24 protein-coding genes are annotated in these 26023 nt (G+C 69.8%); 13 read left to right on the top strand and 11 right to left on the bottom strand.

All coding sequences use genetic code 11. From position 1 onward, the window contains the following. Positions 1-49: 49 nt before the first annotated feature. The 4 genes from rsmI to AB0O65_RS13185 all read left to right on the top strand — a co-directional run bounded on the left by rsmI (position 50) and on the right by AB0O65_RS13185 (position 4176). Positions 50-865, top strand: coding sequence for a 16S rRNA (cytidine(1402)-2'-O)-methyltransferase (gene rsmI / locus AB0O65_RS13200; RefSeq protein WP_363385722.1), 816 nt, complete (start codon positions 50-52; stop codon positions 863-865). Continuing rightward, entirely contained in the window at positions 862-1464 is a 603-nt protein-coding gene (locus AB0O65_RS13195; RefSeq protein ID WP_110554947.1) for a class I SAM-dependent methyltransferase, read from the top strand. Before rsmI ends, AB0O65_RS13195 begins: the two co-directional genes overlap by 4 nt. A 218-nt stretch (positions 1465-1682) precedes the next feature. Beyond that, positions 1683-3260: a methionine--tRNA ligase gene (gene metG / locus AB0O65_RS13190; protein ID WP_363385719.1), complete on the top strand. Its 1578-nt coding sequence runs from the start codon at positions 1683-1685 to the stop codon at positions 3258-3260. A gap of 40 nt (positions 3261-3300) precedes the next feature. After that, entirely contained in the window at positions 3301-4176 is an 876-nt protein-coding gene (locus tag AB0O65_RS13185) for a TatD family hydrolase (protein WP_363385716.1), read from the top strand. Positions 4177-4188: 12 nt separating this feature from the next. Here the strand turns inward: AB0O65_RS13185 and AB0O65_RS13180 are convergent, their stop codons facing one another. Next, on the bottom strand, positions 4189-5439 hold the full coding sequence (locus AB0O65_RS13180) for an MFS transporter (protein ID WP_313480376.1): 1251 nt from the start codon (positions 5437-5439) through the stop codon (positions 4189-4191). Between the two features lie 44 nt (positions 5440-5483). Between AB0O65_RS13180 and rsmA the strand changes: the two genes are divergently transcribed. From rsmA to AB0O65_RS13165, 3 genes are read left to right on the top strand one after another with little or no spacing between them, the layout of a single operon-like run. Further along, on the top strand, positions 5484-6350 hold the full coding sequence (gene rsmA / locus AB0O65_RS13175) for a 16S rRNA (adenine(1518)-N(6)/adenine(1519)-N(6))-dimethyltransferase RsmA (protein ID WP_071644295.1): 867 nt from the start codon (positions 5484-5486) through the stop codon (positions 6348-6350). A gap of 4 nt (positions 6351-6354) precedes the next feature. Further along, the gene (locus AB0O65_RS13170; protein WP_313480378.1) at positions 6355-7419 is read left to right on the top strand and encodes an aldo/keto reductase; all 1065 of its coding nucleotides are present in this window, start codon (positions 6355-6357) and stop codon (positions 7417-7419) included. Further along, positions 7419-8345 carry a 4-(cytidine 5'-diphospho)-2-C-methyl-D-erythritol kinase gene (locus AB0O65_RS13165; protein WP_363385712.1) on the top strand — a complete coding sequence of 309 codons (927 nt, stop codon included), beginning with the start codon at positions 7419-7421 and terminating at the stop codon, positions 8343-8345. The genes AB0O65_RS13170 and AB0O65_RS13165 overlap by 1 nt, the downstream gene beginning before the upstream one ends. A gap of 70 nt (positions 8346-8415) precedes the next feature. On the opposite strand, the gene mmsB is transcribed toward AB0O65_RS13165, so the two are convergent. From mmsB to chvE, 3 genes are all read right to left on the bottom strand, one after another. Beyond that, positions 8416-9639, bottom strand: a complete 1224-nt coding sequence (mmsB, locus tag AB0O65_RS13160; RefSeq protein ID WP_071644301.1) for a multiple monosaccharide ABC transporter permease — start codon at positions 9637-9639, stop codon at positions 8416-8418. Beyond that, on the bottom strand, positions 9636-11192 hold the full coding sequence (gene mmsA / locus AB0O65_RS13155) for a multiple monosaccharide ABC transporter ATP-binding protein (RefSeq protein WP_191713134.1): 1557 nt from the start codon (positions 11190-11192) through the stop codon (positions 9636-9638). The genes mmsB and mmsA overlap by 4 nt, the downstream gene beginning before the upstream one ends. Before the next feature lie 89 nt (positions 11193-11281). Beyond that, positions 11282-12436, bottom strand: coding sequence for a multiple monosaccharide ABC transporter substrate-binding protein (chvE, locus tag AB0O65_RS13150; RefSeq protein WP_071644952.1), 1155 nt, complete (start codon positions 12434-12436; stop codon positions 11282-11284). Positions 12437-12623: 187 nt separating this feature from the next. On the opposite strand from chvE, the gene AB0O65_RS13145 reads away from it, so the two are divergent. From AB0O65_RS13145 to AB0O65_RS13125, 5 genes are all read left to right on the top strand, one after another. Then, positions 12624-14153, top strand: a complete 1530-nt coding sequence (locus AB0O65_RS13145; protein WP_363385706.1) for a sugar ABC transporter ATP-binding protein — start codon at positions 12624-12626, stop codon at positions 14151-14153. Next, positions 14150-15373: an ROK family transcriptional regulator gene (locus tag AB0O65_RS13140; protein WP_363385703.1), complete on the top strand. Its 1224-nt coding sequence runs from the start codon at positions 14150-14152 to the stop codon at positions 15371-15373. Before AB0O65_RS13145 ends, AB0O65_RS13140 begins: the two co-directional genes overlap by 4 nt. A gap of 42 nt (positions 15374-15415) precedes the next feature. Further along, the gene (locus tag AB0O65_RS13135) at positions 15416-16807 is read left to right on the top strand and encodes a threonine/serine exporter family protein (protein WP_363385700.1); all 1392 of its coding nucleotides are present in this window, start codon (positions 15416-15418) and stop codon (positions 16805-16807) included. A gap of 102 nt (positions 16808-16909) precedes the next feature. Beyond that, positions 16910-17932 (top strand): hypothetical protein, encoded by a 1023-nt coding sequence (locus AB0O65_RS13130; RefSeq protein WP_363385697.1) that lies wholly within the window; start codon positions 16910-16912, stop codon positions 17930-17932. Between the two features lie 70 nt (positions 17933-18002). Then, positions 18003-19820 (top strand): ABC-F family ATP-binding cassette domain-containing protein, encoded by a 1818-nt coding sequence (locus tag AB0O65_RS13125; RefSeq protein ID WP_363385694.1) that lies wholly within the window; start codon positions 18003-18005, stop codon positions 19818-19820. A gap of 19 nt (positions 19821-19839) precedes the next feature. On the opposite strand, the gene AB0O65_RS13120 is transcribed toward AB0O65_RS13125, so the two are convergent. Genes AB0O65_RS13120 through idi form a run of 7 tightly spaced genes read right to left on the bottom strand, consistent with a single transcriptional unit; the run spans position 19840 to position 25343 of the window. Next, positions 19840-20697, bottom strand: a complete 858-nt coding sequence (locus AB0O65_RS13120; protein WP_363385691.1) for a prenyltransferase — start codon at positions 20695-20697, stop codon at positions 19840-19842. Further along, entirely contained in the window at positions 20687-20995 is a 309-nt protein-coding gene (locus AB0O65_RS13115) for a lycopene cyclase domain-containing protein (protein WP_313480386.1), read from the bottom strand. Before AB0O65_RS13115 ends, AB0O65_RS13120 begins: the two co-directional genes overlap by 11 nt. Further along, positions 20992-21321, bottom strand: a complete 330-nt coding sequence (locus AB0O65_RS13110; protein WP_191713142.1) for a lycopene cyclase domain-containing protein — start codon at positions 21319-21321, stop codon at positions 20992-20994. Before AB0O65_RS13110 ends, AB0O65_RS13115 begins: the two co-directional genes overlap by 4 nt. After that, positions 21318-22871 (bottom strand): phytoene desaturase family protein, encoded by a 1554-nt coding sequence (gene crtI / locus AB0O65_RS13105; RefSeq protein ID WP_363385686.1) that lies wholly within the window; start codon positions 22869-22871, stop codon positions 21318-21320. The genes AB0O65_RS13110 and crtI overlap by 4 nt, the downstream gene beginning before the upstream one ends. After that, complete coding sequence (locus tag AB0O65_RS13100; RefSeq protein WP_363385683.1) at positions 22868-23740, bottom strand: squalene/phytoene synthase family protein; 873 nt, start codon at positions 23738-23740, stop codon at positions 22868-22870. The genes crtI and AB0O65_RS13100 overlap by 4 nt, the downstream gene beginning before the upstream one ends. Continuing rightward, complete coding sequence (locus AB0O65_RS13095; RefSeq protein WP_071644506.1) at positions 23737-24783, bottom strand: polyprenyl synthetase family protein; 1047 nt, start codon at positions 24781-24783, stop codon at positions 23737-23739. Before AB0O65_RS13095 ends, AB0O65_RS13100 begins: the two co-directional genes overlap by 4 nt. Continuing rightward, a complete protein-coding gene (idi, locus tag AB0O65_RS13090) occupies positions 24780-25343 on the bottom strand; it encodes an isopentenyl-diphosphate Delta-isomerase (RefSeq protein ID WP_363385680.1) in 564 nt (187 codons plus the stop codon). Before idi ends, AB0O65_RS13095 begins: the two co-directional genes overlap by 4 nt. A 78-nt stretch (positions 25344-25421) precedes the next feature. On the opposite strand from idi, the gene AB0O65_RS13085 reads away from it, so the two are divergent. Further along, positions 25422-25973: a MarR family transcriptional regulator gene (locus AB0O65_RS13085; RefSeq protein ID WP_363385677.1), complete on the top strand. Its 552-nt coding sequence runs from the start codon at positions 25422-25424 to the stop codon at positions 25971-25973. Positions 25974-26023: the final 50 nt, after the last annotated feature.

Genomic DNA, 26023 nt, shown 5'->3' with positions numbered 1-26023 from the left:
TAGGCAATCACCTTCGGATCGGCTGACGGCGCCCGCCTAAGCTGGTCGGGTGATCATCCTCGCCGCGACCCCGATCGGCAACCTCGGCGACGCGTCGCGCCGTCTGATCGAGGTGCTCGAGAACGCCGAGGTCGTCGCCGCCGAAGACACCCGCACCACACAGCGGCTGCTGCAGGCGCTGAAGATCGACAACCGTCCGCGTCTGATCGCCCTGCACGACCACAACGAGAAGGACAAGGCGGCCGAGCTCGCCGAGATGGCGGAGCAGCACGATGTCGTGGTCGTCAGCGACGCCGGGATGCCCGCGGTGAGCGACCCCGGCTACGGCGTCGTCGCCGCCGCCGTCGAGCGCGGCGTGACCGTGACGGCGATCCCAGGGCCGAGCGCGGTGCTCATGGCCCTCGCGATCTCGGGCCTGCCCACCGACCGGTTCACTTTCGAAGGCTTCCTGCCGCGCAAGCCGGGGGAGCGCCGCTCGGTGCTGACCGCGCTGGCGAGCGAGCCGCGCACGATGGTGTTCTTCGAGTCGCCGTCGCGGCTCGCGTCGTCGCTCGCCGACATGGGCGCGGCGTACGGCGATTCGCGGCGCATCGCCGTCTGCCGCGAGCTGACGAAGATGTACGAGGAGGTGCGCCGCGGCACGCCATCCGAACTGGTCGCCTGGGCCGAGCAGGGCGTGAAGGGCGAGATCGTCGTGGTCGTCGAGGGCGCGGCTCCGCTCGCCGTCTCCGCCGACGACGCGCTCGCCCAGGTGCAGGCGCTCGTGGCATCCGGAACCCGCCTCAAAGAGGCGTGCGCCGAGGTCGCCGCCGCCACCGGCCTGTCTTCCCGCGACCTCTACCAGGCCGCGCTCGCCGCCCGATGACTGTCGGCGCCGCGTACGACGCGCGAGCCTCGGCGTACATCGCGCTGCTCGGCGACATCGCGCAGACGGATCCTCGTGACCGGGCGCTCATCGCGGCCTGGCGCGACGCGACGCCGGGGCGGCTGCTGGATGCCGGATGCGGGCCGGGCCAGTGGACGCGCTTCCTGTACGACGACGGACGGGACGTGCTCGGGCTCGATCTGTCGGCGGAGTTCGTCTCGCATGCTCGTGCCATGTATCCGGGTATGCCGTTCGAGCAGGGGTCGTTCGCCGAGCTTCCGCTGCCGGATGCGTCGCTCGGCGGCATCCTCGCCTGGTACTCGCTGATCCACACGCCGCCTGCGGAGCTGCCCGCGACCCTCGCCGAGTTCTCCCGCGTTCTTGCGCCCGGCGGTAGTGCCCTCATCGGCTTCTTCGACGGCACCCCGCGCGAACTCTTCGACCATGCCGTGACGACCGCCTACTTCTGGACGCCGGATGCTCTTGGGGAGATGCTCGAGCAGGCCGGCTTCGCGGTGACGGCATCCGAGACCCGTCCGCGCGTCGACGGCGAGCCCAGCACCCGCCCCCACGCCTCCGTGACAGCCACACGCCTCTGAGACCTCGATCCCGACACTTACCATCACCTCGCCTGCGACGCTACGAATCCCCAGGAGAGGGCGGGCGGACGTTCCCGGAGCGAGCATTGGGGAGGAGCGAAGCGGAGGGGCCCCACTCTGCGAGCGAAGGGAACGTCCTCCCGCCCGCCGCCCATCACAAGAACGAGAACCAGGTCACGAATCAGAAGGCAACGCGGTTCCCGCCTAGAATCGTGAGCATGCCCGCAGGCGAGTCCTTCTACATCACCACGCCCATCTACTACCCCTCCGATGTGCCGCACATCGGTCACGGGTACACGACGGTGGCCGTCGACACGCTGTCGCGCTGGCACCGCCAGGCGGGTGACGACACCTGGATGCTCACCGGCACCGACGAGCACGGCCAGAAGATGCTGCGCGCCGCCGCAGCGAACAACGTCACGCCGCAGGAATGGGTCGACAAGCTCGTCGGCGAGAGCTGGTTCCCGCTGCTGAACACGCTCGACGTCGCGAACGACGACTTCATCCGCACCACGCAGCAGCGGCATGAGAAGAACGTGCAGGTGTTCTTCCAGAAGCTGTACGACGCGGGATACATCTATGCGGGCGAGTACGAGGCGCTGTACTGCGTGGGCTGCGAGGAGTTCAAGCCCGAGTCCGAGATCGTCGACGGCACCGGTCCCTTCGAGGGCCTGAAGGTCTGCGCGATCCACTCGAAGCCGCTCGAGCTGCTGCAGGAGAAGAACTACTTCTTCAAGCTCAGCGAGTTCCAGGATCGGCTGCTCGAGCTGTACAAGACCGAACCCGACTTCGTGCGCCCCGATTCCGCGCGCAACGAGGTCGTCTCGTTCGTGAGCCAGGGCCTCAAGGACCTGTCGATCTCACGGTCGACGTTCGACTGGGGCATCCCACTGCCGTGGGACGAGTCGCACGTCATCTACGTGTGGGTCGACGCCCTGCTCAACTACGTCACCGCCGTCGGCTACGGCGAGGACGACGCGAACTTCGCCCGCCGCTGGCCCGCGTACCACGTCGTCGGCAAGGACATCCTGCGCTTCCACGCCGTGATCTGGCCCGCGCTGCTGATGGCCGCCGGGCTCGACGTGCCCAAGGGCGTCTTCGCGCACGGCTGGCTGCTCGTCGGCGGCGAGAAGATGTCGAAGTCGAAGCTCACCGGTATCGCGCCCACCGAGATCACCGACGTGTTCGGCTCGGACGCCTACCGCTACTACTTCCTCTCCGCGATCGCGTTCGGGCAGGACGGATCGTTCTCGTGGGAGGACCTGTCGGCCCGCTACCAGGCCGAGCTCGCCAACGGCTTCGGCAACCTGGCGTCGCGCACGGTCGCGATGATCCAGAAGTACTTCGACGGCGTCGTGCCGGCGCCCGCCGAGTACGCCGAGCGCGACCGGGTGGTGCAGAAGAAGGCGGCGGATGCCGCGGCCGCCGCCGACGCGGCCATCGAGCACTTCCGCATCGACGAGGCGATCGACGCGATCTGGACGATCGTCGACGACCTGAACCTCTACATCACCGAGAACGAGCCGTGGGCGCTCGCGCGTGATGAGCAGCAGCGCGGCCGCCTCGGCACCGTGCTGTACACCTGCGCGGAGGGCCTGCGCGCGCTCGCCGTGCTGCTGTCGCCGGTGATGCCGCAGTCGACCGCGAAGCTGTGGGACGCCCTCGGCGTCGAGGGCTCGCTCGGCGCGCTCACCGCGCAGCCGATCCGCGAGGCGGGTGCGTGGGGTGCGCTGCAGCCTGGCACCGCCGTGACGACTCTCGCGCCCCTGTTCCCGCGCGTGGAGCAGACCGCCTGAGGCCCTCCGGTCGTCGATCGAGCGAAGCGAGGCGAAACGCATGGCGAACACCTACGTCCGGGCGCGCGACGCCGAGGGGCGCGGAGACCTCCGGTACCCGGCGGCTCCCGAGCCGCTGTCGGTGCCGGTGTACGACAACCATGCGCATCTCGAGATCACCGACGGCGTCGAGCCGCTGAGCCTGGAGGAGCAGCTCGACCGGGCCGCCGAGGTCGGCATCGCCGGTGTCGTCCAGGCCTCCGGTGACATCGAGTCGTCGCGTTGGGCGGTGGAAGCCGCGGCATCCGACCCTCGTGTGCTCGCCGCCGTCGCCATCCACCCGAACGACGCGCCGAGCTACGCTGCCGAGGGGCGCCTCGACGAGGCGATCGCGGTGATCGACGAGCTCGCGGCGCACCCGCGCACGCGTGCGATCGGCGAGACCGGTTTGGACTACTTCCGCACCGTCGAGGCGGGCCGGCCCGCGCAGCACGAGTCGTTCGAGGCGCACATCGCGTTGGCCAAGAAGCACGGCATCGCCATGCAGATCCACGATCGCGATGCGCACGACGATGTGCTCGAGACGCTGACGCGCGTCGGCGCCCCCGAGAAGACCGTCTTCCACTGCTTCTCGGGTGACGACGCGATGGCGCGGATCGCGGCGGATGCCGGGTACTGGCTCTCGTTCGCCGGTAACATCACGTTCAAGAACGCGCAGAACCTGAGGGATGCCCTCGCGGTCACGCCGTGGGATCGCATCCTCGTCGAGACGGACGCGCCGTTCCTCACGCCGGTGCCGCTGCGCGGACGGCCCAATGCGCCGTATCTCGTGCCGCTCACCGTGCGGTTCATGGCCGCGGAGCTCGACGTCGACGTCGACGAGCTGTGCGCGCAGATCGCGGCGAACACGCTCGCGGTGTACGGCGCCTTCGCCTGACCCCTTCGGCCGCTACCGCGTCGCAGCGCCGTCGTCGAGGGCCGGCTTCGCGGCGGCGATGTGGGAGATCTGCCGCCACATCAGCAGCAGGGTCAGCGCCGATCCGGCGAACGCGAACCACCACGGTGCGGTCAGCCCCCATGCCTGCGCGATGAGTCCGCCGAGAGCCTGGCCGATGACCATGCCGCCGAAGACGCCGACCATGTTCACGGAGCCCACCCGGCCCTGCAGCTCGTGCGGAACCAGTCGCTGGCGCACCGTGGTCGAGATCGTGCCCCACACGAAGGCGTAGGCGCCGAATCCGAACATGATCACCAGCGCGACGACACCGCTCGTCGTCAGCGCGAAGGCGAGGTGCATGAGCACCTCGAGCGTGAGGCACACCTTCATGATGGTGGCGAACGAGATGTGCCGCTCCAGCCATCCGAAGCTGAGGGTGCCGAGCAGCCCGCCGACGGCGGACGCGGTGGTCAGCGCGCCGAAGCCGACCGGCCCCATCCCGAGGTGCTCGGTGGCGTAGAGCACGAGGACGCCCCACGGGGCCGCCCACGTGACGTTGAAGGCGAGGATGATCACGATCAGGGTGCGCACCGGCTTGGTGTGCCACGCCCAGCGCAGCCCCTGCCCGATGTCGTGGCGGACCCTGGTCGGATCCGCGCGCGGCGGCACGGGCTGCCGGGCGATCCGAGACACGAGGACGAGCCCCACGGTCACCGCGAGCACCTGAGCGAGGAACGGCCAGAACGATCCCACCGCGAACAGGAACGCACCCAGGGGAGGGCCGGCGAGCTGGTTGGCCACGAGGAAGCCCGCTTGCAGTCGCGCGTTGCCGACGCCGAGGTCGGCGGGCTCGACCATCATCGGCAGCAGGGTGCTCGTGCTCGTGTCGGCGAACACCTCGGCCGTGCCGTACAGGAACGACACGATCAGCACGATCGCGATGTTCGCGGTGCCGGTCACGAGCAGCACCACGAGAGCGGCGACGATGACGGCCCGGATGCCGTGGGCGAGCATCACGAGCATCCGCCGCTCGACACGGTCCGCGATCGCACCGGCGTGCAGCCCGAAGAGAAGCCACGGCAGGAACTGCAGCATCGCACCCGAGGCGACCAGCACCGGAGACGAGGTCATCGACGCGATCAGCAGGGGAGAGGCGGCCAGCGCGATGCCGTCGCCGATGTTGCTCGTCCACGCCGCCGACATCAGCCACCGGAAGTCCCGGCCCAGGCGGCGCGGCGCGATGAGCTCCCCGAGTGCGGTCACCCGCTTGATCTTAGGGGCCGGGCCGGATGCGCGAGAATGGATCCATGACCGTCTCCCTGCTCGGCGCCACCGAGATCCGCCGTCTTGCCGCCGAGCTCGACGTCACCCCCACGAAGAAGCTCGGGCAGAACTTCGTCGTCGACGCCAACACGGTGCGCAAGATCGTGCACGCGGCGAAGGTGCAGGCGGGGGAGCGGGTGGTCGAGATCGGCCCGGGTCTCGGGTCGCTGACCCTGGCGATCCTCGAGGCGGGCGCCTCGGTCACCGCCGTCGAGATCGATCACCGCCTCGCCGAGCGGCTGCCGCAGACGGCGCGCGAGCGCGGCGCGGCGGACGACTCGCTGACGGTGGTGGATGCCGACGCCATGCGCGTCACCGAGCTGCCCGGAGAGCCCACGGTGCTCGTCGCCAATCTTCCCTACAACGTCTCGGTGCCGGTGCTGCTGCACTTCCTCGAGACGTTCGCGTACCTCGAGCGCGGTGTCGTGATGGTGCAGGCGGAGGTCGCCGAGCGCCTGGCCGCGAAGCCGGGCTCCAAGATCTACGGCGCGCCGAGCGTGAAGGCCGCCTGGTACGGCCCGTGGCGGCTGTGCGGCACGGTGTCGCGGCAGGTGTTCTGGCCGGTGCCGAACGTCGACAGTCTGCTCGTCGGCTTCGAGCGCGACGAGACGCCCCGCGGCGACGACGGCGAGCGTCGGCGCACCTTCCAGATCGTCGACGCAGCCTTCAACCAGCGTCGGAAGATGCTGCGCCAGGCGCTGTCCGGTCTCTACGGGGGCTCCGCTGCGGCATCCGCCGTTCTGGAGGCGGCGGGCGTCGCCCCCACCGCACGCGGGGAGGATCTCACCGTCGACGATTACCACCGCATCGCGCTGGTGCAGCCCGAACAGACACCGGTGCCGATAGCCTGACAGCGTGACCGAACCGCGCTTCAACCCCGACGTTCCTGAGATCCACCGACCGTATGCTGCGGCCGCTGAGCGGTACCAGCGCTTCGCCTACCGTCAGGTCGGAGCGAGCGGCCTCTACCTGCCGCCGATCTCGCTCGGCCTGTGGTGGAACTTCGGCGACAACATCCCGCTCGACAACCAGCGCGCGCTGCTGCGTCACGCCTTCGACAGCGGGATCACGCACTTCGACCTCGCCAACAACTACGGACCTCCCTACGGCTCGGCCGAGAAGAACTTCGGCCGCATCATGTCGGAGGATCTCGCACCGTACCGGGACGAGCTGATCATCTCGTCGAAGGCGGGCTGGGACATGTGGCCGGGCCCGTACGGCGATCTCGGCAGCCGCAAGTACATCCTCGCCAGCGCGGAGCGATCGCTCACGAGCATGCGCCTGGACTACGTCGACATCTTCTACTCGCACCGCGTCGACCCGGTCACCCCGGTCGAGGAGACCATCGGCGCACTCGACACGCTGGTGCGACAGGGCAAGGCGCTCTACGTCGGCATCTCGTCGTACAGCGCCGAGCGCACCGAGGCCGCGCTCGCCGTGGCACGCGATCTCGGCACCCCCCTGGTGATCCACCAGCCGTCGTACTCGATCCTCAACCGCTGGGTGGAGGACGGCCTGACCGACACCCTGAGAGCGGCCGGCATGGGCGCGATCGCCTTCACGCCGCTTGCCCAGGGGCTGCTCACCGACAAGTACCTCGGCGACGGCACCGCCGACCGTGCGCAGAAGCGCCGCTCGATGCCGGACCGTCCGGTGTCCGATGAGGGACTCGCGGTGCTGCGCGGGCTCAACGACATCGCCGCCGACCGCGGGCAGACGCTCGCTCAGATGGCGCTGCAGTGGACCCTGCGCGATCCCGTCGTCGTTTCGGCGCTGATCGGCGCCTCGCGGCCCGAGCAGATCGACGAGAACATCGCGGCCGTCGACGGCCCGGCATTCACCGATGACGAGCTCACCTCGATCGACGCGATCGCGCACGGCATCGACGTCAACCTCTGGTCCGTGTCGTCGGAGCTGTGATGGGGCAGAGGCCGGATGCCGTGCACGTCAGGGCTCCCGGCAAGATCAACGTCTACCTGGGCGTCGGTCCGCGGCATGACGACGGCTATCACTCCCTGGCCACCGTCTTCCAGGCCGTGTCGCTGTACGAGGACGTGTACGCATCGGCGGCTGCCGGCTTCACCCTCGAGGTCGACGGCGAGGTGGACGTCTCGGGCGTCCCCCTCGACGACCGCAATCTCGCGATGAGGGCGGCCAAGCTGCTCGCGCAGGCCGCGGGGGTGGATGCCGGGGTGCACCTGCGCATCCGCAAGGGCGTGCCCGTGGCCGGGGGCATGGGCGGCGGCTCTGCGGATGCGGCCGCCGCACTCGTCGCGTGCGACGCCCTGTGGGGCACCGAGCTGGGTGCGCATCGCCTGCACGCCCTCGCCGCGCGTCTCGGCGCCGACGTGCCGTTCGCCCTGCACGGCGGCACCGCCGTGGGAGCGGGCCGCGGCGACGAGCTGACCCCGGCGCTCGCCAGGGGACGCTTCGACTGGGTGCTCGTGCTCAGCGAGCAGGGCCTGTCCACCCCGGAGGTGTACGGCCGGCTCGACCAGCTGCGCGCGCAGGAGGGCGTCGTGGCCGACGACCCGCCGATGTCGCTCGACGTGCCGCTCGCCGTGCTGCACGCGCTGCGGGCCGGTGACGCCAGGGAGCTGGCACCTGCCCTGCTCAACGACCTCGAGGCCGCGGCCGTGATCGACCGACCCGATCTCGGGGCCACGCTCATCGACGGCATCCGCTTCGGCGCGCTCGGCGGCCTCGTCTCCGGCTCCGGACCGACCATCGCCCTGCTGTGCGAGAGCCCGGAGCACGCGCGTGCGGTGCAGGATCAGCTGCTCGGCACCGGCCGGCGCGCCCTGCACGTGCACGGTCCGGTGCCCGGCGCCCGACTCGTGGGGTGACGCGAACCCGTGGGGTGAGACGCGAAGAGGGATCCGCCCGATCGGACGGATCCCTCTCTCATGCGGCAGGTCAGCGGACGGTGCCGGCGCGACGCTTGTTGTAGATGTCGAACGCGACCGCGAGCAGCAGCACGAGACCCTTGACGATCTGCTGAGCGGCCTGCGGCACGCCCATCAGCTGCATGCCGTTGGACATCACGGCCATCACCAGACCGCCGACGAGCGCGCCGCCCACCCGGCCGACACCGCCCATGGTCGAGGCGCCGCCGATGAAGCAGGCCGCGATCACGTCGAGCTCGAACATGTTCCCCATGCCCGGCTGGGCGCCGTTGGAGCGCGACGAGAACACCGCGGCGGCGATGCCGGTGAGGAAGCCCATGTTCACGAAGATCCAGAAGTTCACGCTCTTGACGTTCACGCCCGACAGGCGCGCCGCCGAGAGGTTGCCGCCGACGGCGTAGACGTGACGACCGAACACGGTGCGGTTGGTGACGACCTGGTACACGAGGATCAGCACCGCCACGATGATCAGCACGATCGGGAACCCGCGGTTGTACGCGAGCGCCCAGGCGAAGGCGAGCAGCACGGCCGACACGACGACGAGCTTGAGGATGAACAGGAACGCGGACTCGACCGGCTGGTTGTATCCCTGACGTGCACGACGGGTGCGCAGCGAGCTGACGACGAGTCCGACCACGGCGACGAGCCCGATGACCAGCGTGAAGATGTCGACGGTCTGCGGCAGAGCCTTGAGCCCCTGGCCCTGTCCGATGGTGATCGAGCCGAACAGGCTGTCGAGGAAGCCGCTGGCGACGTTGCGGTACTCCTGCGAGAACGGCGAGAGGGACACGTTGTTCAGCACCAGCCAGGTCAGGCCGCGGAACAGCAGCATGCCGGCCAGCGTGACGATGAACGCCGGGATGCCGACGATCGCCACCCAGAAGCCCTGCCAGACGCCGACGATGATGCCGACGACGATGGCGGCGATGATGCCGACCCACCAGGGCATGCCGTTCTTGATGACGAGCACGGCCGAGACCGCTGAGGCGAACGCGAGCACCGAGCCGACCGACAGGTCGATGTGGCCGCCGACGATCACGAGGATCATGCCGAGGGCCATGATCAGGATGTGAGCGTTCTGCAGGACGATGTTCGTCACGTTCTCGGGCGAGAGCAGCTTGCCGCCGGTGGTGATCGTGAAGATCGCGACGATCGCGATGAACGCGATGTAGATGCCGGACGTGCGCAGGTTCTGCGTCAGCAGGTCCTTCACCTCGGTGAAGACGTTGTTCACGCTGCTGCCTCCTTCGTGGAGTTGGGTTCGATGGTCATGAGCGACATGAGCTTCTCCTGGGTCGCCTCGGCGACGGGAAGCTCACCGGTGATGCGCCCGTAGGCGAGGGTGTAGACGCGGTCCGAGAGGCCGAGGAGCTCGGGAAGCTCGCTCGAGACCACGATCACGGCCTTGCCCGCGGCGGCGAGCGCGTTGATGATCTCGTAGATCTCGTACTTGGCGCCCACGTCGATGCCGCGGGTGGGCTCGTCGAGGATCAGGACGTCCGGGTCGGTGTACAGCCACTTCGCGAGGACGACCTTCTGCTGGTTGCCGCCGGACAGATTGCCGACGACCTGCGCGACTGTCGGCGACTTGATGTTCAGGTCGCGACGATACTGGTCGGCGACCTTGATCTCCTCGTTGCCGTCGACGAAGACGCCGCCGGTGACGAGCTTGCCCAGAGCCGAGGACGAGATGTTCGTCTTGATGTCCGTGATCAGGTTGAGGCCGTACTGCTTGCGATCCTCCGACACGTAGGCGAGTCCGTTGTCGATCGCCTCGCGCACGGTCCGGGTGGAGATCTCCCTGCCTCGCATGAACACCTTGCCCGAGGCGTCTCGGCCGTAGCTGCGGCCGAAGACGCTCATCATGAACTCGGTGCGTCCGGCGCCCATCAGCCCGGCGATGCCGACGATCTCGCCCGCGCGCACCGACAGCGACGCCTTGTCGACGACGACGCGACCGGCCTGCGTCGGATGCATGACAGACCAGTTCTCGACGCGGAAGATCTCCTCGTGGATGTCGGGCGTGCGCTCCGGGAAGCGGCTGTCGAGGGAGCGCCCGACCATGCCGCGGATGATGCGGTCCTGGGTGGCGTCCGGCCCGTGCATGTCGATCGTCTCGATCGTCTCGCCGTCGCGGATGATGGTCGTCGAATCGGCGATGTCGACGATCTCGCCCAGCTTGTGGCTGATGATGATGCTGGTGATGCCCTGATCGCGCAGGTCGCGCAGCAGGCTCAGCAGGTGCTCGGAGTCGGTGTCGTTCAGTGCGGCTGTCGGCTCGTCGAGGATGAGCAGGCTGACGTCCTTCGTGAGCGCCTTGGCGATCTCGATGAGCTGCTGCTTGCCGACACCGAGCTGCCCGACGATCGTCGTCGGGTTCTCGTTCAGGCCCACGCGAGCCAGCAGCTCGGCGGCCTGGGCGTTGACCTCGTGCCAGTCGATGAGGCCGCCGCGACCGAGGATCTCGTTGCCGAGGAAGATGTTCTCGGCCACCGAGAGGTAGGGCACGAGAGCCAACTCCTGGTGGATGATGACGATGCCGGCGCGCTCGGAGTCCTTGATGGCTCCGAATTCCTGTGGGGCGCCGTCGAAGATGATGTCGCCCTCGTACGTGCCGTGCGGGTAGACGCCCGACAGCACCTTCATGAGGGTGGACTTGCCGGCGCCGTTCTCGCCGCAGATGGCGTGGATCCGGCCACGCTCGACGCTGAGGTTCACGCTCTTGAGAACCTTGACGCCGGGGAAGTTCTTGGTGATGTTGCGCATCTCGAGGATGACGTCGGACATCGGTGCTCCTGTCTCTGGAAGCGCGGACCCACGGGGTCCGCCGCGCCGCTGATGGTGCGCGGCGAACCCCGTGGTATTCGTGCGAGTGATTACTCGGCGACGCCGGCTGCGACCTCGGCCTCGGTCCAGTAGCCCGAGTCGATCAGCAGGGACTGGATGTTGTCGCTGACGACGATGTCGGACTCGAGCAGGAACGACGGGACGACCTTCTCGCCGTTGTCGTAGGTCTCGGTGTCGTTCGCCTCGGGCTTGTCACCGTCGGCGAAGGACTCCGCAGCGGTCACGGCCTGGGAGGCCAGCTTGCGGGTGTCCTTGAAGATGGTGGCGTACTGCACGCCGTCGGCGATCATCTTCACCGAGGCGATCTCCGCATCCTGACCGGAGACGACGGGCAGGCCCGCCTCGATGGTCGAGCCGTAGCCCGCGTTCTCGAGGGCGGTGATGATGCCGCGCGACAGTCCGTCGTAGGGGGAGAGCACACCGTCGAGCTGCTTCGAGCCGCCGTCGTAGGTGCTGGTCAGCAGGTCCTCCATGCGCTTCTGCGCGACGGCCGGGTCCCAGCGCAGCGTCGACACGGTGTCGAAGTCCTTCTGGCCCGAGCCGATGGTCAGGCGACCGTCGTCGAGGTAGGGCTTCAGGGTGTCCATCGCGCCGTCGAAGAAGAATCCGGCGTTGTTGTCGTCGGGCGAACCGGCGAACACCTCGATGATCTTCTTGTCGGCGAGGTCGGTCTCCTTGCCGTCGGCGTCGAGGTATCCGAGACCCTGCAGCAGGCTCTGCGCCTGCTGCACGCCGACGTTGTAGTTGTCGAACGTGACGTAGAAGTCGACGTTCTTGGTGCCGTTGATCAGCCGGTCGTAGGCGATGACCGGGATGCCCTTGCTGGCGGCGTTGTCGAGCTGGGTCGCCAGCGCGGTGCCGTCGATCGACGCGACGATGAGGATGTCGGCGCCGTTGGTGATCATCTGGTCGAGCTGCTGCTGCTGACGCGGGATGTCGTCGTTCGCGAACTGGAGGTCGACCTCGTAGCCGAGCTCCTCGAGCTGGGACTTGACGGCGTCGCCGTCGGCGATCCAGCGCTCGGAGGTCTCGGTCGGCATGGCGACGCCGACGAGGATGTCCTCTGCGGCGCCGTCACCGCCGGAGCCGGAGCCGGGCTCGGCGCTGCTGGAGCATGCGGCAAGACCCAGAGCCAGGGCGAAGGCGCCGGTGGCCGCGAAGGTGCGCAGGACGGTGTTTCTCATTGCGATCTCTCTTCCTCGAAAGGTGGCTTGATGCGGCGGACTGCACTGTCGTCTCCGGGAAACGCTGACGCCGCTCTCGGAGCATTGCATATTGAGGTGCCTGCGGACAAATAAATCTGTGGCGCCTGCGAACAAATTAACCGATTCGATATCATTCCGGAAGCCGAGCAACGCAGAGGTGATCTCGATGGCTGAACCGCTTCTGCGGATGACGGGCGTGACGAAGCGATTCCGCGGCGTCGTCGCGCTCTCCGGCGTCTCCATCGACGTCCACCGTGGCGAGGTGCACGCGATCTGCGGCGAGAACGGCGCCGGCAAGTCCACGCTGATGGAGATCATCAGCGGCGTCCACCCGCACGGCAGCTTCGAGGGGACGATCGAGCTCGAGGGCCGCCAGGTCGCGTTCCGCTCCCTCGCCGACAGCGAGGCCGAGGGGATCGTCATCGTGCACCAGGAGCTGGCGGTCGTGCCGCAGCTCACAGTCGCCGAGAACATCTTCCTCGGCAACGAGGTCACCCGCCACGGGCTGCTCGACCGGGATGCCGCGAATCGGCGCGCGGCCGCGGTGATGGCGCGCGTCGGCCTGGACGAGAGCCCCGCCGCGCGCACCGGCGACCTCGGCATCGGCAAGCAGCAGCTCGTCGAGATCGCGAAGGCGCTCGCCAAGGACGTGCGCCTGCTGATCCTCGACGAGCCCACTGCGGCGCTCGGCCGGGACGATTCCGACCGGCTGCTGGCGCTCGTGCAGCAGCTCAGCGCCCAGGGCATCACCTGCGTGCTCATCTCGCATCGACTTCACGAGGTGCTGCGGGTCGCTGACCGCATCACCGTCATCCGTGACGGGGCGACGATCGAGACGATGCGCACCGACGATCCGGAGACAGACGAGCGGCGGATCATCCGCGCGATGGTGGGTCGGCCGCTGGACGACCTGTTCCCGCCGCGCGAGCCCGACATCGGTGAAGAGCTCTTCCGGCTCGAGAACTGGACCGTCCACCATCCGGCCGACCCCACCCGCGTCGTCGTCGACGACGTGCATCTGACCGTGCGCTCCGGGGAGATCATCGGGATCGCGGGGCTCATGGGAGCAGGGCGCACGGAGCTCGCGATGAGCGTGTTCGGCAGATCGTACGGCTCGGTCATCACCGGCGCGGCATACAAGCGCGGGCAGCCCATCGAGCTGCGCTCGGTGCGCGAGGCGATCCGCAACGGCATCGTCTACGCCCCTGAGGACCGTCGACGCGACGGGCTCAACCTGCTCGCCAGCGTGCAGTCGAACGTGTCCGCGGCAGCGCTGGGACGACTCTCCGAGCACGGTCTCGTCGACGACGTGCGCGAGCGCAAGGTCGCCGAGGCGTACCGGTACAAGCTCAACATCAAGGCGCCGAGCGTCGCGTCGCGGACGGGAGCGCTCTCCGGCGGGAACCAGCAGAAGATCGTCCTGTCGAAGTGGATCTTCACCAACCCCGACGTCCTCATCCTCGACGAGCCGACCCGAGGGATCGACGTGGGCGCGAAGTACGAGATCTACGGGTTCATCAACGAGCTGGCCGCGCAGGGGAAGGCGATCATCGTCATCTCGTCGGAGCTGCCCGAGGTCATCGGGCTCTCCGACCGCATCTACACCCTCGCGCATGGGCGGATCACCGCCGAGATCGCGCGACGCGATGCCACCCAGGAGCTGCTCATGTCGCACATGGCGGTCGAACGAGCATGATCGACGACCTCCCCGCGGTCAGCCGCGGAGCATCGCCCGCACCTGTCGCCGTGACGCGCACGACGAACGAGGACGTGCGGGCGCAGAACCTCTCCGCGGTGCTGCACCTCGTGCATGCCGCCGGTCCGCAGTCGCGATCCGAGATCGGTGCCGTCACGGGGCTGAACCGCTCGACGGTGACCGCTCTCGTGCAGGAGCTGCTGGATCTGCGCCTGGTGCGGGAGGAGTCGGTCAAACCCACCGGGCGCGTCGGGCGTCCGTCCCTCGGCGTCGCCGCCGACGACGACGTCGTGGCGCTGAGCATCGTCGTCGATCCACGCGCGATCTCCGTGGCGCTGGTCGGGCTCGGATCGGCGGTGCACTCGCGGGTGCGGCACGATCTGGCATCCCCGCCGAGCCCGCGGCGGTTCGCGCACGTGGTGGCCTCGCTCGTCGACGGGATGCGGGCCGACATCGATCGGCACTATCGGCTGGTCGGCGCGGGGGTCGCGGTGCCGGGGCTCGTCGATTCGCGGGGCACGGTGCTGCTCTCGCCGCCGCTGAGCTGGCGGCGCGAGCAGCTCGCGCATCGCCTCGGCGACGTGCTTCGGATGCCCGTGGCCGTGGGCAACGATGCGAGCGTGGGCGCGATGGCCGAGACGCGCTTCGGTGTGGCCCGCGGGGTGCGCAACGTGCTCTACCTGAGCGGGTCGATGAGCGGCATCGGCGGCGGCCTCGTGATCGATGGATCACTGCTGCGGGGCACCTCGGGCTTCGCCGGCGAATTCGGTCACACCGTGGTCAACCCCTCCAGCGTCCTGTGCAGCTGCGGGCGGCGCGGATGCCTGCAGGTGGAGGTGAACCCCGCCACCGTGCTCGCCCTCCTCGGTCGCCGCGGGCTCGACGAGGACGAGCTCGACATCGAGCTGAGCGTCGCGCGCGACCCGGTCGTGCTCGCCGAGGTCGCCAGGCAGGTCGATGTGCTCTCGGTGGCGCTGACGAACTTCGTCAACGCGTTCGCACCCGAGATGGTCGTGCTCTCCGGCTACCTGGGCGTGCTGCTGGCCACCAGCCGCGAGCGGCTCTCCGAGGCGGTGCGCCTGCATCCGGTGGGGTCGGAGGGTCGCACCGTGCGACTCGAGCGCGCCCGCATGCGCTCGCACCTCATGCAGATCGCGCCCGCCGAGCTGGCCTTCGAGGGCGTGCTGAACGATCCGTCCGCCGCGGGATCGCAGCTCTGATCCGGGAGACCCGCCGGCTTCGCCGCGTGTGAGGATGGAGTGATGGCTGCCCAGAAGAACTGGCGTGTGCGTCTGGTCGAGGCGATCCGCGTCGACGCCGCATCGCGACCGGAGACCCAGGCTATCCTCTCGGTCGACGAGATGTATGCCCGGCGCGTGATCGAGCTCGCGATGCGCATCGCGGAGTCGCTCATCGCCGTCGGCGCGGCGGCGAACGAGGTCGTGCTCTCCGCGACGCGTGTGGCAGCCGCGCTCGGCATCCGCCCGGTGCATGTCGACATCACCTTCAACTCGATCGCGGTGTCGTACCAGGGCGGCGAGTCCGATCCGCCCTTCACGGCGATCCGCGTGGTGCGCGCGCCCGTTCCCGACCACGCGAAGCTGCAGCAGCTGCAGGCGCTCGTGGTCGACATCGAGGCGGGGCTGGCCCTGCCCGAGGCGCGGGTGCGCTTCCATGCCATCCGGCGCATGCCTTTCCGATACCGCCCGACCGTGATCGTGCTCGCGCAGGGGCTGCTCGCCGTCGGCGTCTGCCTGCTCTATGGAGCGTCGTGGATCACCACGCTCATCGCGTTCCTCGCCGCGTGCGGGGCTGCGCTCACGCAGCGGTGGATGGCCCGGATGCACGTGCCGTTCTTCTTCTCGCAGGCGGCAGGGGCGCTGGTGGTCACGGCCTTCGCCGCAGCCGCGAACGTGCTGCGCAGCCAGGGCGTCGCGCCCTTCGACCAGGCCGGCGTCGCCGTGATCGTCGCCGCCGGGATCGTGCTCATGCTCGCCGGGATGTCGGTCGTCGGAGCCGCGCAGGACGCGATCGACGGCTTCGCGCTCACCGCGGGCGGACGCATCCTGGATCTGGCGCTGCTCACCCTCGGCGTCGTGGTGGGCATCGTGGGCGGAGTGGCCCTCGCGCAGCGGCTGGGGATCGGCTTCACGCTCTCGACCGAGCCGCCGGCACTCGGCCCCGGCTCGATGCAGGTGGCGGGTGTCGTGCTGATCGCCGTGACCGTGGCGGTGTGGAACGGCGCGACGACGCGCACGATCCTCGTCTCGGCGGTGCTCGGCGCGATCGCGTGGGGCGGGTTCAGCGCGGGCGCGGCCGGCGGGTTGGGCGTGCCCATCGCCAGTGCGGCCGGCGCGCTGATCGCGAGCTTCGTGGGCACGCTCATCGCGCACCGACTGCACGTGCCGTCCATCGCGGTGACCACCGCCGCCATCGTCCCCATGGTTCCCGGCTCTGTCGTGTACCGCGGACTGCTGGGGATCGTCGAGGCGCAGGACGACCCGATCTCGCTGATCCTCGGCTTCGCCGACCTGCTGCAGGCGGGCGCGGTGGGACTGGCCCTGGCATCCGGTGCGTCCCTCGGTCTCGTCCTCGGCGCGCCCGTGCGCGACACGCTGCAGAGTGTCGTGCGCCGCCGCGGGCGCATCCGCTAGCCGCGGGCGTCCAGTCGCGCGCTCCGAGCCGCAGGCGCGGAGCAGTGGGGGCGGACGCCGATATGCTGGCTTCCGCCCCATCGCGGCGACGAGGAGGAACCCGTGAGCGACGCCACCGGAGCCGGCGCCGATGCCCCCGATTCCCTCGACCGCATCGCCGCCGACCTTCTCGCCCTCAAAGAGGCGAATCCGATCTCGTACGCCGAGATCGGACGGCGGATCGGCGAGCAGCGGGTCGCCCGCGGCGTTCCCGCGGCGGCCGCCTACCCGCCGCGCAGCACGGTCTACGACGTGTTCCGCGCCGGCCGCACCCGGATCGACCCCGAGCTGCTGCGCGACATCGTGACCGCCCTCGGAGGGGACGAGGCCGAGGTGGAGCGGTGGGCGCAGCGCGCCCGACAGCTCCGACGCCCGACGGAGCCGACCGCCAGACAGCGCGTGGCGCCGACGGCGCCGCCCGTCGCGGTGTCCGCTCCGGCGGACATCGATCGGTTCCCGGGCGCGCAGCAGCCGCGCTGGTGGAGCCCTTACCTGCTCCTGCTCGGATGCGTCGTCTTGAACCTCCTGGGGATCGTGGTCGTGCAGGCCCTGCACCTGCCGATCTATCTCGACATGGCGGGCACCGCCACCGCCTCGATCATCCTCGGCCCGTGGCACGGGGCCGTCGTCGCGACGGCGGGCAACCTCCTCGGCTTCGCTGTCGGCGCTCCCGGTGCCGCCCCCTACGCCCTCGTGAATCTGGCGGGAGCACTCGTCTGGGGATACGGTGTCCGGCGCTGGCGGATGGGCGACGGGATCGGGCGCTTCTTCGCCCTGAACCTCCTCGCCGCCACCGCTTGCTCTCTGGTCGGCGCCCCTCTCGGCGTCTTCCTCTTCGGCGGCCTCAGCGGACACGGCTCCGACACGGTCACCGAGTCGATCGTGACGATGGGGCTGCCGTTGATCGCCGCGGCCTTCTCCTCGAACATCCTGACCTCGGTGATCGACAAGGTGCTGACCGGCTTCATCGCGCTGATGGCGTTCGTCTGGCTGCACCGGGCGGCGGGCTTCCCCGCCTCGCACATGCCGCTCGTCGAGCGTCTGAGCGCCACTCCCGGGCATCCGCCCCCGTCCGCGCGCCTCTGATCCGACTCCACGCCGTCGCGCTCGTCGACGGTGGGCGACGGTGGCGCGGGTACCGCATAGCCTTGAGGTGATGGCACATCTACTTGGGGCCGAGGCCCTGCACCTGGAGTATCCGACCAAGGTCGTCCTCGATGCGGTGACGGTCGGAATCGACGAGGGCGATCGCATCGGCATCGTCGGCCGCAACGGCGACGGCAAGTCGACCCTCATGAAGCTGCTCGCGGGTGTCCTCGAGCCGGATTCGGGACGGGTGACCCGCCGCGGTGGCCTGCGTGTGGGTGTGCTGGAGCAGCAGGACAGCCTCGACGACGACATGAGCATCGGGCAGGCGGTCGTCGGCGATCGGCTGGAGCACGAATGGGCCGGCGACGCCCGCACCCGTGACGTGATCGCGGGGCTCCTGACCGACCTGCCATGGGAGGCGCGGATCGGATCGCTCTCGGGCGGTCAGCGGCGTCGTGTGCAGCTCGCGCAGCTGCTCATCCAGGACTGGGACCTGATCTTCGCCGACGAGCCCACCAACCACCTCGACGTCGAGGCGATCACCTGGCTCGCGGCGCACTTCAAGGGCCGCTGGCCGAAGAACGCCGGCGCGCTGCTGGTCGTCACGCACGACCGCTGGTTCCTCGATGAGATCTGCACGGCGACGTGGGAGGTGCACGACCGCATCGTCGAGCCGTTCGAAGGCGGCTACGCCGCATACATCCTGCAGCGCGTCGAGCGCGACCGGATGGCCGCGGCATCCGAGGCGAAGCGGCAGAACCTCGCCCGCAAGGAGCTCGCCTGGCTGCGCCGCGGAGCACCCGCGCGCACGAGCAAGCCGAAGTTCCGCATCGACGCCGCGAACGCCCTGATCGCCGACGTGCCGCCCATCCGCGACTCCGTCTCACTGCAGTCGCTGGCCGTGTCACGTCTGGGCAAGGATGTGGTCGATCTGCTCGACGCCGGGGTCTCGTACGGCGAGAAGACCGTTCTGCAGGACGTCGAGTGGCGCATCGCGCCCGGTGAGCGCACCGGCATCCTCGGTGTCAACGGCGCCGGCAAGTCCACTCTCCTCGGACTCGTCTCGGGTGACGTCGAGCCCACCAACGGACGGGTCAAGCGAGGCAAGACCGTGCAGGTGCGCACCCTCACCCAGCGCACCTCGGAGCTCGAGCAGCACTGGAACGATCCCGTGCGCACGGTCATCGAGGGTCTGCGCACCTCGTACACGTTCGGCAGCGGATCGAAGGCGGCAGAGCTCACGCCCGGGCAGCTGCTCGAGCGCCTCGGCTTCACGTCGGCGCAGCTGTCGACCCCGGTGCGGGATCTCTCGGGCGGTCAGCAGCGCCGACTGCAGCTGCTGCTCGTGCTGCTCGACCAGCCGAACGTGCTCATCCTCGACGAGCCGACCAACGACATGGACACCGACATGCTCGCCGCCATCGAGGACCTCCTCGACTCGTGGCCCGGCACCCTGCTCGTGGTCAGCCACGACCGGTACTTCCTCGAGCGGGTCACCGATCAGCAGTACGCCGTGCTGCGCGGACGGCTGCGGCACCTCCCCGGCGGGATCGACGAGTACCTGCGGCTGCGCGATCTGGAGAGGCGCGAGCAGGCGGGCTCATCCGCCGCGGGAACCGGCGGATCCGGCGCACCGGGCGCTGCGGCGAAGGCATCCGGACTGGACGGGGCCGCGCGCCGTGCGGTCGAGAAGGAGATCGCCGCGCTCGAGCGACGCATGCAGAAGCTCAACGACCAGATCGATCGCGCCCGGCACGCGCTCGCCGATCACGATCAGGCGGACTACACGGGTCTGGGGGAGCGGATGCAGCGGATCCAGGCTCAGCAGGGCGAGGTCGAGGAGCTCGAGCTGCGCTGGTTCGAGCTTACCGAAGATCTCGGCTGAGCTCTGCCCGCGGTCTGGATCACCGCCCGATCGCGTACCAGATCAGCAGCATCGTGACGACGAAGCCGCAGCCGTAGTTGATCCACAGGAAGTGCCGCCAGCCGCGGTTCGCCGCACCGGATTCGGCATCCGACACCGAATGGTAGGGCGCTGCCGCCCACAGGTACGGCAGCGCAAGCGCCGCGGCGAGCGCACCGGGGAATCCGGTGAAGAGCATGAGCACTCCCGCTGCTGCCCAGCAGGCCAGCGCCAGCCGGACGGTGCGAGCGGCGCCCAGAGCCGTGGCGATCGACGAGATGCCCCCCTCACGGTCGGGCACCACATCCTGCACGGCACCGAACGCGTGGCTCGCCACACCCCAGAGGAAGAAGGCGGTCAGCACCGCGACGAGGCCCGGGGTGGCCGCCCCGCCGGCGAGCGCGAATCCGTACACCGCCGGGCTCACGAAGTGGATGCTGGAGGTGATCGAGTCGAGCACCGGCACCTCTTTGAAGCGGAACGGCGGCGCCGAGTACGCGACGACGGCGAACAGGCTGATCGCCAGGATCAGCCACGACAGGGGCGAGCCGAGCACGATCAGCGCGACGACGAACGGTGCACTGAGCACGATCGAGCTCACCAGGACCGTGCGGTGCCGCTGCGGCGACAGCAGAGCCCCCTCGACTCCGCCCTTGCGGGGGTTCGCGAGGTCGGAGGCGTAGTCGAACACGTCGTTGATCCCGTACATCGCGAGGTTGTACGGCACGAGGAAGAACAGCGTGCCGATCACCCAGCGGGCGTCCAGCGTGCCCGCGACGAGCAGGTACGCTGCCGCGAACGGGTAGGCCGTGTTGATCCAGCTGAGCGGCCGCGATGCGGCCAGCAGATCACCGATCATCGGCACGCTCCCTTCGCAGCCGCGACCACAGCGCGGGCAGCAGGATCACCGCGGCGAGCGGATAGGCGAAGTCCTCGAGCGGGGCTTCGCCGATCCGGATGCCCGAGATGTGCGCGCTCGAGTAGTCGAACAGGCCGACGGCGATCATCAGATTGTCGAACACCGCGGTGAGCAGCAGGAGAGCGGCCACCGCGACGAGCAGCGACGCGGCCGACGGCATCCGGTCGCGCCTGCGCACCACCAGCGCGATCGCGCCGGCCGCGAGGAGGAAGCCCGCGCACAGCAGCACGTAGCTCATGCGTCCGCCTTCCGACGCGCGGCGAGCACCTTCTGGGCGCCGCAGACGAGCACCATGGTCAGCTCGCACAGGAACAGCAGGAAGATCGGCTCCTCGATCGGCAGCTCGGGGGCGAGCAGGATGCCCGTGGCGAACTCGCCCTCGTCACGGAAGAAGATCCCGAGGCCGATCCCGGCCAGATCCCAGAGCAGGAAGAACACGGTGCCGATGAGCAGCACGAGCACCGCCCGTCCCGGATCGCGGCCGAGGAAGAGCCGGTGGCGCACATCGAGCAGCACCATTCCGGCGAGCGACACGAGCAGCGCGATCAGGTAGCCCGCGCTCACAGCGGCTCCGCCAGCGGACCGGCCGAGACGTCTCCGCGCAGACGCTTGACGACCAGCTCGGCGCTGATCAGGCACATCGGCAGGCCGATGCCGGGGATGGTCGTGGCGCCGGCGTACAGCAGCCCGTCGACCTTCGACGACGTGTTGGCGCCGCGCAGGAATGCACTCTGTCGCAGCGTGTGCGCGGGCCCCAGCGCGCCACCGCGCCACGCCCCGAAGTCGCTCTCGAAGTCGGCGGGGCCGATCGTGCGGCGCACGACGATGCGCTCCCGGAGGTCGGGGATGTCGCACCAGGCGGCGATCTGGTCGATCGCCGCGTCCGCCGCGCGCTCGACGCGCTCGTCACCGGCGCCGTCGACGCCCCCGGCGCCGATCGACGTGTCCGCGGGCACGGGGATGAGCACGAAGAGGTTCTCGTGACCGTCGGGCGCGACCTGGTCGGTCGCGCTCGGCCTGCAGACGTACAGCGATGCGGGATCGGGGATGCGCTTGCCTTCGCCGCGGCGGCCCCTGCCGTAGATCGCGTCGAATCCCTCTTCCCACTGCTTGGTGAACAGCAGCGTGTGGTGCGCCAGCTGCGGCAGCTCTCCGCGCACGCCGAGCAGTGCGAGCACCGCACCGGGGCCAGGGTCGCGCCCCTCCCACCACCGGTCCGATCTCGTGCGGTGCTCGGGGTCGAGCAGCTGCTGCTCGGTGACGTGCAGGTCGGCGGTCGACACGACGACGTCCGCGGGCAGGTGCTCGCGGGTGCCGTCCGAGAGCTCGATGTCGACCCCCGTGGCTGCGCCGCCGTCGACCGCGATGCGGCGGGCACGGCATCCGGTGCGGATGTCGACGCCCTCGGCTCTCGCCACCCGGGCGATGGCCTCGATCACGGCGGCGAAGCCGCCGCGCGGGTAGAGCACGCCCTGACCGATGTCGAGGTGGCTCATCAGGTGGTACATGCCTGGCGCCTTGGCGGGCGAGGTGCCGAGGAAGACCGCCGGATACCCGAGCACCTGCTGCACGCGCGGCTCGCGGCTGTGGCGCCGGATGCGTCGGTCGAGGGGCTCCGCGAGCAGTCGCGTCAGGGTCGGGAGTCCGCGCAGCGTGCGCGGCGTGAGCAGCGGACGCAGGGACTCGTACGTGCTGTACAGGAACGTCGAGGTCGCGAGATCGTAGGTGTCCGCAGCGGAGGCGAGGTAGCGGTCGAGGCGCTGCTCGGCATCCGGATCGAGAGCGACGAGAGCGTCTCGTGCGCCCTCGGCGGGCAGGTCGAACGGGTCGTGGTCGTCTTCGAAGTAGACCCGGTAGGCCGGGTCGAGTCGCACGAGGTCGAGCTGCTCGGCCGACGAGGTGCCGAGCAGACGGAAGAAGTGATCGAACACCTCGGGCATCAGGTACCACGAGGGGCCGGTGTCGAAGCGGAACCCGCCGGACTCCCAGCTGCCGGCGCGGCCGCCGAGGTCGTCCCGCGCCTCGACGAGTGTGACCGACGCGCCCTCCCGAGCGAGCAGTGCGGCGGTGGCGAGGCCGGAGATGCCTCCGCCGATGACGACGGCGCGTCTCATGCTGTGGTCCTTCCCGCTGCCGCGTTCGCCAGGATGCCGAGCTTGCGGCCCAGCGGCACGGAGACGCGAGTGGTGCGGAGCGCTGCTGCCGGAGTCTCGCGCAGCTGCTCGTTGAGGCGACCGAAGAGCGCGGCCGCTGCTGTCGTCGCCCGGCGGGACCCGCGCGGCAGCCGCGCGATCGCCTCGCGTGCGACGGCGAGATCCTCGGCGATCTCGTCGACCACCGCCGCCTTGTCGCGGTCGGTGAAGGTCTGCGGGTCCAGTCCCGGGATGTACGAGCGGCCCAGCCGCCCCGCGTCGTCGGCCAGATCGCGCAGGAAGTTCACCTTCTGGAACGCGGCGCCCAGGCGCCGCGCGCCCTCCTCGAGCCGGTCGTCGAGTGTGAATCCCGGCTGCTCGAGGGCGAACACCCGAAGGCACATCGAGCCCACCACCTCGGCCGAGCCGTGGATGTAGCGACGGTACTGCTCGTGATCGAAGCGCGCGTGCTCGGTGGCGTCCATGCGCATCGACTCGAAGAACGGCCGCACGAGGTCGGCGCCGATCCCGGTCCGTCGCGCCGTGGTGGCGAACGCGTGCACGACGAGGTTCGCGCTGAACCCGCAGGCCATGGCGCGCAGGGTGTCCTGTTCCAGGGCGTCGAGGATCGCGAGCACCTCGGGGCGCTGCAGTCCCGCCTCCGCGGCCGGGCCGTCGACGATCTCGTCTGCCACGCGGACGAGCGCGTACACGTCGGCGATGCCGCCGCGCACCTCGCGCGGCAGCAGGCGGCTCGCGTAGCCGAACGAGGTGGAGTACCCGCTGATCACGTGCGCCGAGGCCGCGTGCGCCGTGCGCGTGTAGAGGTCGAGTGCGCTCGCCGCCCTCACGACTGCCGCTCCGCGCAGCGCTCGGCGATCTGCGCCAGCTCTGTGCGCAGCCCCGTGGGCAGCGGCGCGATGGCGATCGCATGCAGGACGTCGTGCAGCACGCCGTCGATGACCCGCTGCATCCGCTCGACCGCGCCGCAGGCGATCAGCGCGGCGCGAAGCCGGTCTGCGTCGGACGCGTCGAGCGGCGCCCGGCCGAACAGCGGGCGCACGGCCTCCCATTCGGCGGTGCCCTCCGCGAACGCGACGAGCAGGGTGCGCTTGCCCTCGCGCAGGTCTCCGATGACGCTCTTGCCCGTGCTGCTCTCGGCGCCGAAGACGCCCAGAGCGTCATCGCGCAGCTGGTACAGCAGCCCCAGCCGGGACCCGATCCAGTCCAGGGCGTCCACGACCTGGTCGGTGGCGCCGGCGAGCAGCGCCCCCACCCGCAGCGGGGCGGCGAACGAGTACGCGGCGGTCTTCTGCTCGATCATCTTCAGGATGTCGGCCTGCTCGGCGTGCATGACGCCCTTCGCGTAACCCACATCGGCGTGCTCTCCCGCCGCGGTCAGGATCAGCGCGTCGCCGATCACCCGGTGCAGGGTCGCGGCCACCGGATGCGCGATGTCGGCGACGAGCACGTGCGCACCGCTGATCAGCAGATCGCCGGCCAGCACGGCTGATGCCTCACCCCAGGCCATCGCGGTGTCCGGATCGTGGCCGTCGTCGAGTGCGGCGGCCGCGAACCTGCCGGCGAGATTCGGCTTCCCGCGGCGCACGAGGTCGCGGTCGAGCACGTCGTCGTGAAGGAGAAGAGCGGTGTGCAGCACCTCGAAGGCCGCTGCGGCGCGCAGCGCCGAGTCCTCCTCCACACCGCCGAGGCTCTCGTGGGCGAGCAGCAGCAGCCGGGGCCGCAGGCGCTTGCCGCCCTGGGTGGCGTCCGCCGCGCGACGCCACAGGTCGCCGTATCGCCCACCCATGTCATCGGCGCGGGTGATCCGGTCGGCGAAGAATCTGTCGATGATCTCGTCGAGTCGTGGATCCACGGCCGTCTCGAGTCTCATGCGACGCTCCGCCAGGCGGCGGCGTGGATGGTTCCGGCGGTGGCCGACAGCTGCTGCGCCTGCAGGACGAGCCAAGGGCTGAACGCCCACGGTGCCGCGGTCAGCGCTGCGGCGAGATCCTCCGGGCTCACCCAGCGGACGTCCATCACCTCGGCGGGGTTCAGCTCCGGCTCGCCGACGGCGCGAGCGGTGTAGACCGGGCAGATCTCGTTCTCGATGATGCCCGAGGCATCCACCGCCCGGTAGCGGAAGTCCGGCAGCTCGAGCTCCACGTCGGCGATGCGCAGACCCAGTTCCTCCTGCGCGCGACGCTGGACCGCGTCGGGAATCGCCTCGAACGGCCCCGGGTGCCCGCAGAACGCGTTGGTCCATGTGCCGGGCCAGGCGCGCTTGGTCAGCGCCCGTCGGGTCAGCAGCAGGCGCCCGTCGTCGTCGCGCACATGGCAGGAGAATGCGAGGTGCAGCGGGGTCGCCTCATGGTGCACTTCGTCCTTGCGGGCGACGCCGCTGGGATTTCCGTCGTCGTCGAGAAGGATCACGCGCTCGGGGGACTGGGTCACTTCGGCCTCCTGTGTATTCGCTAGACAGGCTAGCTTTCAACTCACGAGATATCCACATCCGGACGTAAAATCGACACCATGCCGAAACTCACGCGGTCCGGTTCGCCGGCTCCGGTCCTGCACGACCCGCGCCTCAACGACCCGGCGCAGGAACTCGTGCGCACCGGCGATCTCGCCCCGGCGGACCTGGAGAGCGTCCTCGAGGTGCTCGAGTCCATGCGCCGCTGGCGCCAGGCCGAGCGCGAGAACAGGGAGGCGTCGCAGCGGTACATGCGCCTGGGGGCGAGCGACATGAGGGCGCTGCGCATGCTGATCGCCGCGGGAAACCAGAAGCTGCCGATGACGCCGAGCGCGATGGCGGGGCAGCTCGGCATCTCCGCCGCCTCCACGACCAAACTGCTCGACCGTCTGGAACGCGGCGGCCATGTCGTGCGTCGCGCGCACCCCGACGACCGCCGCAGCCTGGTCATCGAGGTGACCGAGGAGACCCGCCATGCCGCGCGCGCGACGGTCGGTCGCGAGCACGCCAGGCGCTTCGATGTCATCGCCGCGCTCAGCCCGGAGCAGCGCCGCACGGTGGCCGACTTCTTCGACGCCATGGCGGCCACCGCCGAGCGTGACGCTGTGTGACGAGCCGATTCTGAGCGGGCGCCGGCGGCCGCGTACGTTTTCGGAGTCCC

This window comes from Microbacterium sp. NPDC077391 (assembly GCF_040686955.1).
GTDB classification, from domain to species: Bacteria; Actinomycetota; Actinomycetes; order Actinomycetales; family Microbacteriaceae; genus Microbacterium; species Microbacterium commune.
Note: the sequence above shows the minus strand (reverse complement) of the source record. Positions and strands in the feature narration are given on the sequence as shown.

Bases quoted from the DNA above. Each gene is read 5' to 3' on its own strand.
- metG (WP_363385719.1), top strand. From the start codon at position 1,683: ATGCCCGCAGGCGAGTCCTTCTACATCACCACGCCCATCTACTACCCC.
- AB0O65_RS13135 (WP_363385700.1), top strand. From the start codon at position 15,416: ATGGCTGCCCAGAAGAACTGGCGTGTGCGTCTGGTCGAGGCGATCCGC.
- AB0O65_RS13115 (WP_313480386.1), bottom strand. From the start codon at position 20,995: ATGAGCTACGTGCTGCTGTGCGCGGGCTTCCTCCTCGCGGCCGGCGCG.
- AB0O65_RS13165 (WP_363385712.1), top strand. From the start codon at position 7,419: ATGGGGCAGAGGCCGGATGCCGTGCACGTCAGGGCTCCCGGCAAGATC.
- AB0O65_RS13145 (WP_363385706.1), top strand. From the start codon at position 12,624: ATGGCTGAACCGCTTCTGCGGATGACGGGCGTGACGAAGCGATTCCGC.
- chvE (WP_071644952.1), bottom strand. From the start codon at position 12,436: ATGAGAAACACCGTCCTGCGCACCTTCGCGGCCACCGGCGCCTTCGCC.
- crtI (WP_363385686.1), bottom strand. From the start codon at position 22,871: ATGAGACGCGCCGTCGTCATCGGCGGAGGCATCTCCGGCCTCGCCACC.
- AB0O65_RS13120 (WP_363385691.1), bottom strand. From the start codon at position 20,697: ATGATCGGTGATCTGCTGGCCGCATCGCGGCCGCTCAGCTGGATCAAC.
- AB0O65_RS13085 (WP_363385677.1), top strand. From the start codon at position 25,422: ATGCCGAAACTCACGCGGTCCGGTTCGCCGGCTCCGGTCCTGCACGAC.
- AB0O65_RS13125 (WP_363385694.1), top strand. From the start codon at position 18,003: ATGGCACATCTACTTGGGGCCGAGGCCCTGCACCTGGAGTATCCGACC.
- AB0O65_RS13095 (WP_071644506.1), bottom strand. From the start codon at position 24,783: ATGAGACTCGAGACGGCCGTGGATCCACGACTCGACGAGATCATCGAC.
- AB0O65_RS13185 (WP_363385716.1), top strand. From the start codon at position 3,301: ATGGCGAACACCTACGTCCGGGCGCGCGACGCCGAGGGGCGCGGAGAC.
- AB0O65_RS13195 (WP_110554947.1), top strand. From the start codon at position 862: ATGACTGTCGGCGCCGCGTACGACGCGCGAGCCTCGGCGTACATCGCG.
- mmsA (WP_191713134.1), bottom strand. From the start codon at position 11,192: ATGTCCGACGTCATCCTCGAGATGCGCAACATCACCAAGAACTTCCCC.
- rsmA (WP_071644295.1), top strand. From the start codon at position 5,484: ATGACCGTCTCCCTGCTCGGCGCCACCGAGATCCGCCGTCTTGCCGCC.
- AB0O65_RS13140 (WP_363385703.1), top strand. From the start codon at position 14,150: ATGATCGACGACCTCCCCGCGGTCAGCCGCGGAGCATCGCCCGCACCT.